This is a genomic window from Pseudomonas sp. NFPP02 (genome assembly GCF_900119355.1).
Lineage (GTDB): Bacteria > Pseudomonadota > Gammaproteobacteria > Pseudomonadales > Pseudomonadaceae > Aquipseudomonas > Aquipseudomonas paracarnis.
Genome location: NZ_FPJI01000014.1, coordinates 121645 through 136455, shown reverse-complemented (window position 1 = coordinate 136455; position 14811 = coordinate 121645). Strand labels below are relative to the sequence as shown.

Annotated in this window: 11 protein-coding genes; all 11 read left to right on the top strand. The window is 60.7% G+C overall.

The window, feature by feature from the left end; translation table 11 throughout:
- The first annotated feature begins 267 nt into the window (after positions 1–267).
- The 11 genes from dksA to acs all read left to right on the top strand — a co-directional run bounded on the left by dksA (position 268) and on the right by acs (position 14803).
- Positions 268–711, top strand: a complete 444-nt coding sequence (gene dksA / locus BT204_RS22690; protein WP_003194150.1) for an RNA polymerase-binding protein DksA — start codon at positions 268–270, stop codon at positions 709–711.
- A gap of 83 nt (positions 712–794) precedes the next feature.
- Complete coding sequence (gene gluQRS, locus BT204_RS22685) at positions 795–1682, top strand: tRNA glutamyl-Q(34) synthetase GluQRS (RefSeq protein WP_072448353.1); 888 nt, start codon at positions 795–797, stop codon at positions 1680–1682.
- Positions 1683–1744: 62 nt separating this feature from the next.
- Complete coding sequence (locus BT204_RS27690; protein WP_003176118.1) at positions 1745–1921, top strand: hypothetical protein; 177 nt, start codon at positions 1745–1747, stop codon at positions 1919–1921.
- Positions 1905–4859: a sensor histidine kinase gene (locus tag BT204_RS22680; protein ID WP_003194154.1), complete on the top strand. Its 2955-nt coding sequence runs from the start codon at positions 1905–1907 to the stop codon at positions 4857–4859. The genes BT204_RS27690 and BT204_RS22680 overlap by 17 nt, the downstream gene beginning before the upstream one ends.
- 22 nt (positions 4860–4881) lie before the next feature.
- Positions 4882–6318, top strand: a complete 1437-nt coding sequence (locus BT204_RS22675) for a sigma-54-dependent transcriptional regulator (protein ID WP_072448351.1) — start codon at positions 4882–4884, stop codon at positions 6316–6318.
- Between the two features lie 695 nt (positions 6319–7013).
- A complete protein-coding gene (locus BT204_RS22670; protein WP_003194157.1) occupies positions 7014–8417 on the top strand; it encodes a polynucleotide adenylyltransferase PcnB in 1404 nt (467 codons plus the stop codon).
- Positions 8418–8419: 2 nt separating this feature from the next.
- The gene (gene folK, locus BT204_RS22665) at positions 8420–8902 is read left to right on the top strand and encodes a 2-amino-4-hydroxy-6-hydroxymethyldihydropteridine diphosphokinase (RefSeq protein ID WP_072448349.1); all 483 of its coding nucleotides are present in this window, start codon (positions 8420–8422) and stop codon (positions 8900–8902) included.
- A 321-nt stretch (positions 8903–9223) separates the two neighbouring features.
- Positions 9224–10024 carry a 3-methyl-2-oxobutanoate hydroxymethyltransferase gene (gene panB / locus BT204_RS22660; RefSeq protein WP_034127012.1) on the top strand — a complete coding sequence of 267 codons (801 nt, stop codon included), beginning with the start codon at positions 9224–9226 and terminating at the stop codon, positions 10022–10024.
- Positions 10021–10872: a pantoate--beta-alanine ligase gene (panC, locus tag BT204_RS22655; protein ID WP_057975465.1), complete on the top strand. Its 852-nt coding sequence runs from the start codon at positions 10021–10023 to the stop codon at positions 10870–10872. Before panB ends, panC begins: the two co-directional genes overlap by 4 nt.
- 223 nt (positions 10873–11095) lie before the next feature.
- Complete coding sequence (gene pgi / locus BT204_RS22650; protein WP_034127010.1) at positions 11096–12760, top strand: glucose-6-phosphate isomerase; 1665 nt, start codon at positions 11096–11098, stop codon at positions 12758–12760.
- Positions 12761–12865: 105 nt separating this feature from the next.
- A complete protein-coding gene (gene acs / locus BT204_RS22645; protein ID WP_072448346.1) occupies positions 12866–14803 on the top strand; it encodes an acetate--CoA ligase in 1938 nt (645 codons plus the stop codon).
- Positions 14804–14811 lie beyond the last annotated feature (8 nt).

The window sequence follows — 14811 nt, the reverse complement described above, 5'->3', positions numbered from 1 at the left end:
TAAAACATGCTCTATTGCCTGATTGGGGCTGCAAGTGCACCCTGCGCGCGCTCGTAAAACAGCTAAAATCAACATTCGAGGCGATACATACCCAGTCATGGCGGGCTGCTGCGGTTTACAACCCCTTTGCCTTGGGCCTCGACAACCGGGAGTAGCGCACCCTGAATCTATCTGGTAAGTTCGCCCGCTTGCAGCCGCAGGGCCGGCAGGTGTCGGTGACGTTGCAATCCTGCGCAATGGATTAGAAGAGTGAGAGGCGGTCTATTCATGTCCACCCAAGCAAAGCAACAGCAGACTCAAGGCCTCGGCGGCTTCGAACCCTATGTCGAAAAAAAGGGCGAGGAGTACATGGGCGAGCCCATGCGCGAGCACTTCACCAAGATCCTCAACAAGTGGAAACAGGACTTGATGCAGGAAGTCGACCGTACGGTTGACCATATGAAGGATGAAGCGGCCAACTTCCCTGACCCGGCCGATCGCGCCAGCCAGGAAGAAGAGTTCGCCCTCGAACTGCGCGCCCGCGATCGCGAGCGCAAGTTGATCAAGAAGATCGACAAGACCCTGCAACTGATCAAAGACGAAGAATACGGCTGGTGTGAATCCTGCGGCGTCGAAATCGGTATTCGCCGACTGGAAGCCCGTCCAACCGCGGACCTGTGCGTAGACTGCAAGACCTTGGCTGAAATCAAGGAAAAACAGGTCGGCAAGTAACTTTGCCGAGTTGAACGAGTGGAGCGTGCGAACGCTCCATTTTTGTTTCTGGCGTTTACCGGTTATGCAGTAGTATCCGGGCCATGACAGCCTCTACCTATATTGGGCGTTTCGCCCCCACACCCAGCGGCCATTTGCACTTCGGTTCCCTGGTTGCCGCCCTCGCCTCCTACCTCGATGCACGCGCCCACCACGGCCGTTGGTTGATGCGCATGGAAGACCTTGACCCTCCCCGTGAAGAGCCCGGCGCTCAGGCGGCGATCCTGCATGCGCTGGAAAGCTACGGCTTTGAATGGGATGGCGAACTGGTTCGCCAGAGCGAGCGGCATGATGCCTACGCCAAAGTACTGAACGATATGTTCAACCACGGCCTGGCCTACGCCTGCACCTGCTCGCGCAAGCAGTTGGAGCCCTACAACGGGGTTTACCCAGGCTTGTGCCGCAATGCCGGCCACGACCAGCAAGACGCCGCCATCCGCCTGCGCGTGCCCGAGTTGGAGTATCACTTTGTCGACCGTGTGCAGGGCGAGTTCCGGCAGCATCTGGGTCGCGATGCCGGCGACTTCATCATTCGTCGGCGCGATGGCCTCTACGCCTACCAACTGGCGGTGGTGCTCGACGACGCCTGGCAAGGTGTAACCGATATAGTACGCGGCGCCGACCTGCTCGACTCCACGCCGCGCCAGCTTTACTTGCAAGAACTGCTCGGCCTGCGCCAACCCCGTTACTTGCACGTGCCGCTGATCGTGCAGCCAGACGGCAACAAGCTGGGCAAGTCCTACCGCTCTCCACCGTTGACAGCCGACCAGGCCACGCCTTTGCTGCTCAGAGCGCTGCGTGCCCTTGGCCAAGAGCCAGACGCGCAGTTGCAGTACGCCAGCCCACGAGAACTGCTGGATTGGGGCATTGCACACTGGGACGCCACCCGCATCCCGCGCACGCTGACCCTGGCCGAAGCGCAATTGAGTTGAAGGCGCTTGCAGGTTGCCAGCCATCCGTTAACATCGCGGCAGATTTTTAATCAGAGGCCAACATGTACATCTATCGTTTGGTCCTGCTGCTGGTCGTCGGGATCTACCTGTTCTCCCCCGCCATCATGGATTGGTGGATCGACGCCACGGGCGCCTGGTATCGCCCTTATCTGCTATGGCTGATCCTGATCGTCGTGACCTTCATCCTGCAGAGCCAAAAAGATGCCGATGAGCTTTAGTCTCACCCAGATGCTGCTGATCAGCGCCGCCTACCTGGCTGCGTTATTCGGCGTGGCCTGGATCAGTGAGCGCGGAATGATTCCGCGGGCGATCATTCGCCATCCGTTGACCTACACCTTGTCCCTGGGCGTCTACGCCAGTGCCTGGGCGTTCTACGGCACGGTGGGGCTGGCCTATCAGTACGGCTACGGCTTTCTCTCCAGTTACCTGGGGGTGTCCGGCGCGTTCCTGTTGGCGCCGGTGCTACTGTATCCGATCCTGAAAATCACCCGGACTTACCAGCTGTCCTCCCTGGCAGACCTGTTCGCCTTTCGCTTTCGCAGCACCTGGGCCGGCGCGCTGACCACGATCTTCATGTTGATCGGCGTGCTGCCGTTGCTGGCCCTGCAGATCCAGGCGGTGGCTGACTCCATCAGCATCCTGACCCGCGAGCCCGTGCAACATCGGGTTGCCCTGGCGTTCTGCGCGCTGATCACCTTGTTCACCATCTTCTTTGGCTCTCGCCATATCGCCACCCGCGAGAAACACCAGGGCCTGGTGTTTGCGATTGCCTTTGAGTCGGTCATCAAGCTGATCGCCATCGGCGGTGTCGGTCTTTATGCGCTCTACGGCGTGTTCGACGGCCCCCAACAGCTGGAGCTGTGGCTGCTGCAAAACCAGACCGCCCTCGCCGCCTTGCATACGCCCTTGCAGGAAGGCCCATGGCGTACGCTGCTGCTGGTGTTCTTCGCCTCGGCGATCGTGATGCCGCACATGTACCACATGACCTTCACCGAGAACCTCAACCCGCGCTCGCTGGTCAGCGCCAGCTGGGGCTTGCCGCTGTTCCTGTTGCTGATGAGCCTGGCGGTGCCGCTGATCCTGTGGGCCGGCCTGAAACTGGGGGCCACCACCAACCCTGAGTATTTCACCCTGGGCATCGGTATTGCCGCCAACAGCCCGGCTCTGGCGCTGCTGGCCTATGTCGGGGGGTTGTCGGCCGCCAGCGGGTTGATCATCGTCACCACCCTGGCACTCTCGGGCATGGCGCTCAATCACTTGGTACTGCCGCTGTACCAGCCGCCGGCCGAGGGCAATATCTACCGTTGGTTGAAATGGACCCGACGCGCGCTGATCGTCGCGATCATCATGGCCGGCTACGCGTTTTATCTGCTGCTGGGCGCCGGGCAAGACCTGGCCAACCTCGGCATCGTCGCGTTTGTCGCCACCTTGCAATTTCTGCCGGGCGTGTTGTCGGTGCTGTACTGGCCGACCGCCAATCGCCGTGGCTTTATTGCAGGGCTGCTGGCCGGGATCCTGGTGTGGACCGTGACCATGCTGCTACCGCTGGTCGGCAACTTGCAGGGCTTCTATATCCCCTTGCTGAACATGATTTACGTGCTGGACGACACCAGTTGGCACATGGCGGCCATCGCCTCGCTGGCCGCCAACGTACTGATGTTCACCCTGATCTCGCTGTTCACTAACGCCAGCGCCGAAGAAACCAGCGCCGCAGAAGCCTGTGCGGTAGACAACGTGCGCCGCCCGCAACGCCGCGAACTGCATGCGGCCTCGCCCCAAGAGTTCGCCACACAACTGGCCAAGCCCCTGGGTGCCAAGGCCGCACAAAAGGAAGTCGAACAGGCGCTGCGCGACCTCTACCTGCCATTTGACGAGCGCCGCCCCTATGCCCTGCGCCGCCTGCGTGACCGTATCGAAGCCAACCTGTCCGGTTTGATGGGGCCGAGCGTGTCCCAGGACATGGTGGAAACCTTCTTGCCCTACAAGGCCGGTGGCGAAAACTACGTCACCGAAGACATCCACTTCATCGAAAGCCGGCTGGAGGATTACCACTCGCGCCTCACGGGCCTGGCGGCCGAACTCGATGCCCTGCGCCGTTACCACCGCCAGACCCTGCAGGAACTGCCGATGGGCGTGTGTTCCCTGGCCAAGGACCAGGAAATCCTGATGTGGAACAAGGCCATGGAAGAACTCACCGGCATCGCCGCCCAGCGGGTGGTGGGTTCGCGCCTCAATACCCTGGGCGATCCCTGGAAAGAGCTGCTGCAGGGTTTCATCAACCTGCCGGACGAGCACTTGCACAAACAGCACTTGGCCCTCGACGGCCAGACCCGCTGGCTCAACTTGCACAAAGCGGCCATCGACGAACCTCTGGCGCCGGGTAACAGCGGCCTGGTGCTGCTGGTAGAAGACTTGACCGATACACAGATGCTCGAAGACAAGCTGGTGCACTCCGAACGCCTGGCCAGCATTGGGCGCCTGGCGGCCGGCGTGGCTCATGAAATCGGTAACCCGATCACCGGTATCGCCTGCCTGGCGCAAAACCTGCGGGAAGAGCGCGAAGAAGACGGGGAAATCACCGAAATCAGCGGGCAAATCCTTGAACAGACCAAGCGGGTTTCACGCATCGTCCAGTCGTTGATGAGCTTTGCCCACTCCGGCGCCCATCAGAATCAGGACGAAGCGGTGTGCCTGGCCGAAGTGGCCCAGGACGCCATTGGGCTGTTGGCCTTGAACCGGCGCAATTTCGAAGTACAGTTCTTTAACCTGTGCGATCCGGACCATTGGGTCGATGGCGACTCACAACGCCTGGCCCAGGTGCTGATCAACCTGCTGTCCAACGCCCGCGACGCGTCGCCGGCCGGCAGTGCTGTACGCGTCAAGAGCGAGGCTTTCGAGCACACGGTCGACCTGATCGTGGAAGACGAAGGCAGCGGCATTCCACAGAACATCATGGACCGATTGTTCGAACCCTTCTTCACCACCAAGGACCCCGGTGAAGGTACCGGTCTGGGCCTTGCACTGGTCTATTCCATCGTTGAAGAGCATTATGGACAAATCACCATCGACAGCCCGGCTGACACACAAAGCCAACGCGGCACCCGTATCCGGGTGACCTTGCCGCGTCATGTCGAAGCGACGTCCGCTGTGAACTGAGACCGTCGAGAGAATTGAATCAATGCCGCACATTTTGATCGTCGAAGACGAAACCATTATCCGCTCTGCCTTGCGTCGCCTGCTTGAACGTAATCAGTACCAGGTCAGCGAAGCCGGCTCGGTGCAGGAAGCCCAAGAGCGATTCAGCATTCCCACGTTCGACCTGATTGTCAGTGACCTGCGCCTGCCAGGCGCCCCGGGCACCGAGCTGATCAAGCTGGGCCAGGGCACCCCGGTGCTGATCATGACCAGCTACGCCAGCCTGCGCTCGGCGGTGGACTCGATGAAGATGGGCGCGGTGGACTACATCGCCAAGCCTTTCGATCACGACGAGATGCTCCAGGCCGTGGCCCGCATCCTGCGTGATCGTGTGTCGGCCAGCAGTGCGCCTGCCGAGCCACGCCCCACCGGCAAGACCAGCGGCGCCGAAAAAACAGGTGCCAACAACAGCAATGGCGAGATCGGCATCATCGGCTCCTGCCCTCCGATGCAGGACTTGTACAGCAAGATCCGCAAGGTGGCGCCGACCGACTCCAATGTATTGATCCAGGGCGAATCGGGCACCGGCAAAGAACTGGTGGCCCGCGCCCTGCACAACCTGTCCAAGCGCGCCAAGGCGCCGATGATCTCGGTGAACTGCGCGGCGATCCCCGAATCCCTGATCGAATCCGAGCTGTTCGGCCACGAGAAAGGTGCATTCACCGGCGCCAGCGCCGGGCGTGCGGGCCTGGTGGAGGCCGCGGACGGCGGCACCTTGTTCCTTGATGAAATTGGCGAGCTGCCCCTGGAAGCCCAAGCGCGTTTGCTGCGCGTGCTGCAGGAAGGCGAAATTCGTCGCGTGGGTTCGGTGCAATCGCAGAAGGTCGATGTTCGATTGATCGCGGCGACACACCGAGACCTGAAGAGCCTGGCCAAGATCGGCCAGTTCCGTGAGGACTTGTATTACCGCCTGCATGTCATCGCGCTCAAATTGCCGGCCCTGCGCGAGCGTGGCGCCGACGTCAACGAAATCGCCAACGCGTTCCTGTTGCGTCAAGGCGCACGCATTGACCGCACCGACCTGAAGTTTGCCGCGGACGCCGAACAGGCGATCCGTCACTACTCGTGGCCAGGGAACGTGCGCGAGCTGGAGAACGCCGTCGAGCGCGCCGTGATTCTGTCGGAGAGCCCGGAGATTTCCGCCGAGTTGCTGGGCATCGACATTGAGCTCAGCGATCTGGATGACGACGACTTCATTGGCCTGTCCCCGCAGCAGGGCAGCGGTAGCAATACCAGCCATGAACCGACGGAAGATTTGTCACTGGAAGACTACTTCCAGCACTTCGTGCTCGAGCATCAGGACCATATGACCGAGACAGAGCTGGCACGCAAGCTGGGCGTGAGTCGCAAATGCCTGTGGGAACGGCGTCAGCGCCTGGGCATTCCGCGGCGCAAGACCGGGGTGGCCAGCGAAAGCTGAGGGTGCAGCCCCACAGGTAACACCTGCTGATGTGAAAAAACTGTTACCGCTGAATTTTCACGTAACAAAAGCCGGGGCTTACGGTAACGAAGCCCCGGCTTTTTTTTGGCCCTCAATCTGGCGAAACCAGCCCAAACCCCCGGTTTTGCTGGACGGCGAAAAAGTTGGCACGCACCCTGCTATATGCTTAGTACAAAAACAATAACAAGCTTTGTACAAGACAATAAAAATAAGACGAATCGACTCACGCATAACAAAAACAACACGGCGGAGGCGCAGCTAACTGATTCTTTTGGAGAGGCGTTGCATTTGGGGCTTGCCCCGCAACCAGGCCGAGAACAACAAAAACTGCCCTAAGGCAGAGCCTGAACTGGTTGGATCGTAGATCAGCAACACAGCGACCAAAGCAATCCGTTTGCTCTTGGCTCCCGATTGGGAGTGTCATGAAGGAAGCTTCGTGGCGAGGGCGATCAACAAAAACAAGAAGCCCGACATCAATAATAAAAATAGAGCACGCAACTACTTCTGGGGGAGCTTCGGCTCCCCTTGTAGTTTCCGGGATTTGACCTTCAAACGCTTATGGCGCAATGCCTTTAGCTTGTTCCTACACCATCCCCTGACTAAATGCTAGAATCCCCGCCCATCATGCGGTCATTCTTCGTTATGGCCGAACATTCCTTCAAACAGTGCATCCCATGCTGAAGAAGTTGTTCCAGTCATTCCGTTCTCCCTTGCGTCGAACGCAACACAAACGCAGCACGCCTGAAGTGCTCAATAGCAGCCAGCATTCGCTGCAGCGCGCTCAATTCAGCCGTTATGCAGTGAACATCGTCGAACGTTTGCAGAACGCCGGCTACCAGGCCTACCTGGTGGGTGGTTGCGTACGCGACATGCTGCTCAACATCACGCCCAAGGATTTCGACGTCGCCACCAGCGCCACGCCTGAACAAGTGCGCGCCGAGTTTCGTAATGCACGAATCATCGGCCGGCGCTTCAAGCTGGTGCATATCCACTTTGGTCGCGAAATCATAGAGGTCGCAACGTTCCGCGCCGGTCACCCGCAAAACGATGAAGAGGAGGACACTAACCAGTCTTCCCGCAACGAGAGCGGGCGCATCCTGCGCGATAACGTGTATGGCACCCTGGAAGAGGACGCGCAACGTCGCGACTTCACCATCAACGCCTTGTATTACGACCCGGTCAGCGAGCGCATCCTCGATTACGCCAACGGCGTACACGACATTCGCAACAACCTGATCCGGCTGATCGGCGATCCTACGCAGCGCTACCAGGAAGACCCGGTGCGCATGCTGCGTGCCGTGCGATTCGCCGCCAAGCTCAACTTCGGCATCGAAAAACACACCGCCGCGCCGATTCGCGAACTGGCGCCGATGCTGCGGGAAATCCCCTCGGCACGCCTGTTTGAGGAAGTGCTCAAGCTGTTCCTTTCGGGCTACGCCGCCGACACCTTTGAAATGCTGGTGGACTTGCAGTTGTTCGACCCCCTGTTCCCGGCCAGCGCCGAGGCCCTGGAGTACAACCCGACGTACACCCACACCTTGATCAGCGAAGCCTTGATCAACACCGACCTGCGCATCAAGCAGAACAAACCGGTGACCCCGGCATTCCTGTTTGCCGCCTTGTTGTGGCCGGCCCTGCCCAAACGCGTACTGCGCCTGCAGGACCGTGGCATGCCGCCGATCCCGGCCATGCAGGAAGCGGCTCACGAGTTGATCGCCGAACAGTGCCAACGCATCGCCATCCCTAAACGTTTCACCATGCCGATCCGCGAAATCTGGGACATGCAGGAGCGCCTGCCACGCCGCAGCGGCAAGCGCGCCGATCTGTTGCTGGACAACCCGCGTTTCCGTGCCGGCTACGACTTCCTGCTGCTACGTGAAAGCGCGGGCGAGCAGACCGATGGCCTGGGCGAATGGTGGACCGATTATCAGGACGCCAATGACAGCCAGCGCCGCGAAATGATTCGTGAGCTGGGCAGCAAAGGCGATAGCGCCGGCGAAGGGCCGAAAAAGCGTCGCCGTAGCGGCACCAAGCGTAAACGCAGCAGTGCCGATGCCTCGGGCGCTGCGGGCGAATAAACGTGGAACGTATCTACATCGGCATGGGCAGCAACCTGGCTGCCCCGCAACAACAATTGCGCAGCGCGATCGAGGCGCTGGCGCAACTGCCTGGCACCCACCTCGCCGGTGTGTCCTCCTTCTATCAAAGCGATTCACTGCTGCCAGGCCAACCGCGCTACACCAACGCCGTTGCGGCGCTGGACAGTCGCCTGGCGCCATTGGACCTGCTTGATGCGCTGCAAGCCATCGAGAACGATCAGGGCCGCGAACGCCTGGAACGCTGGGGCCCGCGCACCTTGGACCTGGATATCCTGCTGTTCGGTGATCGCCTGATCGACGAACCGCGCCTCAAGGTGCCACATTACCAGATGCATCTGCGCGCGTTTGTGCTGTATCCGTTGGCTGAGTTGGCGCCTGCCGACCTGCAGCTACCTGACGGCCAGCGTTTGAGCGACCTGCTCACCGCCTGCCCGTTCGTCGGCCTGGAACGCCTACCTCTGTAGGAGCGAGCTTGCTCGCGAAAATCACCAACGATAACGCGCTCAGCCTGACTAAACGCGGCGCCTATGGTTTCTTCGCGAGCAAGCTCGCTCCTACAATCGCGTCAGTAACAGCGGTAACACCGCCATCGTAACAATGCGGTAACACATCCAATTGACTTCCCGTGTCCTCCTCACGACTATAGGCGTCCCGCTGCCGCCAACCCGGCGCGACAGGGCGCAATCCAGGCCTTATAAGCACTGCTTTCAAGACAGTGCGCCTGTATAAACGAAGACTCACGCGCGTTACTCGCTGTTTCCAAGCGCCTGAACGAGGACCCTTTCATGCCAGACATTACCCTGACCACCTTGCAGAGCCTCAAGCTCAAAGGTGAAAAAATCACCATGCTGACCTGCTATGACGCCACTTTCGCCCACGCCAGCTGCCAGGCTGGAGTCGAAGTGCTGCTGGTGGGCGACTCCTTGGGCATGGTTCTTCAAGGGAATGACAGCACGCTGCCTGTGACCACCGATGAACTCGCCTACCACACCGCCAGCGTCAAGCGTGGCAACGATGGCGCCTTTATCATCGCGGACCTGCCGTTCATGGGTTACGCCACCCTTGAGCAAACCTTCCTGAACGCCGGCAAGCTGATGCAGGCCGGCGCGCACATGATCAAAGTCGAAGGTGCCGTGTGGCTGGCCGAGTCGATCCGGCTGCTGGCCGAGCGCGGCGTGCCAGTGTGCGCGCACATGGGCCTGACACCGCAGTCGGTGAATATCCTCGGTGGCTACAAGGTTCAGGGCCGCAATGAAGCCCAGGCCCGCCAGATGCGCGCCGATGCCATCGCCCTGGAACAGGCCGGTGCAGCGATGATTCTGCTGGAGTGCGTGCCTAGCGAACTGGCTGCCGAAATCACCCAGGCCGTCAAAGTGCCCGTGATCGGGATTGGCGCCGGTTCCGCCACCGACGGCCAGGTGCTGGTCCTGCACGACATGCTCGGCCTGTCGATCACCGGCCACGTGCCCAAGTTCGTGAAGAACTTCATGGCTGGCCAGGACAGCATCCACGCCGCCTTGAGCGCCTACGTCAGCGAAGTCAAAAACGTGACGTTCCCAGGCGTTGAACACGGATTCTCGGCATGAACACCGTTAAAACCGTCCGCGAACTGCGGGCTGCCGTAACCCACGCCCGTAGCGCCGGCAAGCGCATCGGCTTTGTACCCACCATGGGCAACCTGCACAGCGGCCACGCCACCCTGGTGACCAAGGCCGCGCAGCAAGCGGATTTCGTGGTGGCGAGCATTTTCGTCAACCCGCTGCAATTCGGTGCTGGCGAAGACCTGGACAAATACCCGCGCACGTTGGCCGCCGATCAGGAAAAACTCCTGCAGGCCGGCTGTAACCTGCTGTTCGCGCCCACGGTCGAGGAAATGTACCCCGATGGCATGAACGGCCAGACCCGCGTCAGCGTGCCTCAGCTGTCCGAAGGCTTGTGCGGCGCCAGCCGCCCAGGGCACTTTGAAGGGGTGGCCACGGTGGTCAGCAAGCTGTTCAACATGGTCCAGCCGGACATGGCCGTATTTGGCCAGAAGGACTACCAGCAGTTGGCGGTGATCCGCGCCATGGTCCGCGACCTGAACATGCCGATCCAGATCATCGGCGAGCCCACCGTGCGCGCCGAGGACGGCCTCGCGCTGTCATCACGCAACGGTTACCTCACCGATGAGCAACGGGCGGTCGCGCCAGTGCTGTACCGCGCGCTCAGCCAGATCGCCACGGCCATCAAAAGCGGCGATCACGATTTTGCCAGGCTTCGCGCCGAGCACATCCAGCAGATTGAAGCCGCGGGGCTGCGCATGGACTACCTGGAAGTGCGCCAAGGCGTGCATCTGCGCCCGGCCACGGCTGAAGATCGCGATGTGGTGATCCTGGTCGCCGCTTATCTGGGGGCAACACGCCTCATCGATAACCTGCACCTGAACCTCGCCTGACGCCCGCTTTACCTCAACCTGTTGCCCCGACGGCTGTGCCGGTATAAAAAAGTACCGGCCACAGCGCAGACAAAGCCAAGACATATCCACACGCTAGGTTTAATGTAACTGCCCTGCGCTATGGTTAGCGCTGTCTGGAACCCAATCCTTGCGATAAGACTGGATGTTCCGGGCTTTGAAGTGTCCTAAAGGCAGTCCCCGTAATAAAAGGAAACCCGCAGCGATGGCGTACTACCGCACCCCTCATGACGTTACCGCGCTGCCCGCCTGGCAAGCGCTTGTTCAACATCGCCAAGCCATGCAGGATTTCAGCATGCGCGAGGCGTTCAATGCCGATCCTCAGCGTTTTTCCCAGTTCACCTTGAGCAGCTGCGGACTTTTCCTCGATTACTCGAAAAACCTGATCACCAGCGAAACCCGCGACCTGTTAGTGGGCCTGGCCAAGGAAGTCAATCTCAAGGCGGCGATCGACGCGCAGTACGCTGGCGAACCGGTCAACTCCTCCGAGGGCCGCCCTGCCCTGCACACCGCCCTGCGCCGCCCGGTGGGCGACAAGCTGTCGGTCAACGGCGTGAACATCATGCCGGACGTGCACAAGGTGCTGAACCAGATCACTGACCTGGTCGGCCGTATCCACGACGGCCTGTGGCGCGGCTACACCGAGAAGCCGATCACCGACGTGGTGAACATCGGTATCGGTGGCTCATTCCTCGGCCCGGAACTGGTCTCGGAGGCCTTGCTGTCCTACGCCCATAAAGGCGTGCGTTGCCACTACCTGGCGAACATCGACGGCAGCGAGTTCCACGAACTGACCATGAAGCTGCGCGCCGAGACCACGCTGTTTATCGTCTCGTCCAAATCCTTCAACACCCTGGAAACCCTGAAAAACGCCCAGGCCGCCCGCGCCTGGTACCTGGCCCAGGGGGGCTCGGAAGCCGAGCTGTATCGCCACTTCATCGCCGTCTCGAGCAACAATGCCGCGGCCGTGGCTTTCGGTATTCGCGAAGAAAACATCTTCCCAATGTGGGACTGGGTCGGTGGGCGCTACTCGCTGTGGTCTGCCATCGGCTTGCCAATTGCCCTGGCTATCGGCATGTCCAACTTCAAGGAACTGCTGTCGGGTGCCTACACCATGGACCAGCACTTCCTGAACGCGCCGTTCGAAGCCAACATGCCCGTGCTGCTGGGCTTGCTGGGGGTGTGGTACGGCAACTTCTGGGGTGCGCAGAGCCATGCGATCCTGCCGTACGACCATTACCTGCGTAACATCACCAAGCATTTGCAGCAGTTGGACATGGAATCCAATGGCAAGAGCGTGCGCCAGGACGGCACGCCAGTGTCCACCGATACCGGCCCGGTGATCTGGGGCGGCGTAGGCTGCAACGGCCAGCACGCTTACCACCAGTTGCTGCACCAAGGGACTCAACTGATCCCGGCCGACTTCATCGTGCCGATCGTCAGTTTCAACCCTGTGTCCGACCACCATCAGTGGCTGTACGCCAACTGCCTGTCCCAGAGCCAGGCGCTGATGCTCGGCAAGACCCGCAGCGAGGCCGAAACCGAGCTGCGTGAGAAGGGCCTGCCGGAAGCCGAAGTACAGAAGCTGGCACCGCACAAGGTGATCCCGGGTAACCGTCCGAGCAACACCCTGGTGGTCGAGCGCATCAGCCCGCGTCGCCTTGGCGCACTGGTGGCTATGTATGAACACAAGGTGTTCGTGCAGAGCGTGGTGTGGGGCATCAACGCCTTCGACCAATGGGGCGTTGAACTGGGCAAGGAGCTGGGCAAAGGCGTGTACAACCGCCTGACCGGCGCCGAAGAAACCTTGGCCGAAGATGCGTCGACCCAGGGCCTGATCAACTACTTCCGCGGTCGTCACCGCGGCTGAAGCCGTTCATTCAAGGTCAACGTGCGTTTGGACGTTGGCCTTGAACCCTCCCGTCCCAGGGTGCATCTTTATGACTTGTCGCAAAAACAAGAATAAGGAGCGCTCATGTTCGATATCAGCACCTTTCCCACCGCCGATGCCGTCCGCCGGGCTGCGCAGCTCAGTCAAGAGGACTACCAGCGCCTCTATCGCCAATCCATCGACCAGCCAGACACCTTCTGGGCCGAACAGGCCAAGGGCTTTCTCGACTGGATAAAACCTTGGCACAGCGTGCAGCAGTCAGACATCCACACCGGGGCCGCCCAATGGTTTGCCGGCGGTCAATTGAACGTCAGCTACAACTGCATTGACCGGCACCTGGCGCAACGCGCCGATCAGCCGGCCTTCATCTGGGAAGGCGACGATCCGTCAAAATCCTGCACGATTACTTACCGTCAACTGCACCAAAACGTCAGCCGCCTGGCCAATGTGTTGAAAAGCCGTGGCGTGAACAAAGGTGATCGCGTTTGCATCTACATGCCGATGATCCCCGAGGCGGCCTTCGCCATGCTGGCCTGCACGCGAATTGGCGCAGTGCACTCGGTGGTGTTTGGTGGTTTCTCTCCTGACGCCCTGCGCGACCGCATCCTCGACGCTGATTGCCGCACCGTGATCACCGCCGACGAGGGCGTACGCGGTGGCAAGCCCGTGGCGTTGAAACATAACGTCGACAAAGCCCTGGCCAGTTGTCCGAACGTCAGCACGGTACTGGTAGTGGAGCGCACCGGGGCGAGCGTGAATTGGCACGAGGGCCGCGACCTCAAGTACCAAGCTGCCCTGGACGCCGCCAGCGACAACTGCCCACCCGAGCCGATGGACGCTGAAGACCCGCTGTTCATCCTCTATACCTCCGGCAGCACCGGCAAACCCAAAGGCGTGTTGCACACCACCGCTGGCTACCTGCTGCAAGCGGCGATGACCTTCAAGTACGTGCTCGATTACCAAGAAGGCGAAGTGTTCTGGTGCACCGCCGACGTGGGCTGGGTCACCGGCCACAGCTATATCGTTTATGGCCCGCTGGCCAATGGCGCCACCTCGCTGATGTTCGAAGGCGTGCCGAGTTATCCGGACAGTTCGCGCTTCTGGCAGGTCATCGATAAACACCAGGTGAATATCTTCTACACAGCGCCCACCGCCCTGCGCGCCCTGATGCGCGAAGGCCACGGCCCGCTGCAGAGTACATCGCGCGCCAGCCTGCGCCTGCTGGGCAGCGTAGGTGAGCCGATCAACCCGGAAGCCTGGGACTGGTATTTCAACGCCGTCGGCGAACAGCGCTGCCCGATTGTTGATACCTGGTGGCAGACCGAAACCGGCGGCATCATGCTCAGCCCGCTGGTCAGCGCCCAGCGCATCAAACCGGGCTGCGCGACACAGCCCATGTTCGGCGTACAACCGGTGTTGCTTGATGAACAAGGCAAGGAAATCAGCGGCGCCGGCAGCGGTGTACTCGCCATCAAATCAAGCTGGCCGGGGCAGATTCGCAGCGTCTACGGCGACCCGCAGCGCATGATCGACACCTACTTCAAGCCCTACCCCGGCTACTACTTCACCGGGGATGGCGCACGGCGCGATGAAGACGGCGACTACTGGATCACCGGGCGGATCGACGATGTGATCAACGTGTCCGGCCATCGCATCGGCACCGCCGAGGTGGAAAATGCGCTGGTGCTGCATGATCAGGTCGCCGAAGCCGCCGTGGTGGGCTACCCCCACGACGTCAAGGGCCAGGGCATCTACGCCTTTGTCACCCCCATGAATGGCGTCGAACCCAGCGACGCGTTGAAAAAGCACCTGCTGGAGTTGGTCAGCAAGGAGATTGGCAGCTTCGCCAAACCGGAATTGATCCAATGGGCCCCTGCCCTGCCGAAAACCCGCTCCGGCAAGATCATGCGGCGCATCTTGCGCAAGATCGCCTGTAACGAACTGGACAGCCTGGGCGACACCTCGACCCTGGCCGACCCCAGCGTGGTGGACGGTTTGATCGACAAACGCCTCAACCGATAGCGCCAGGA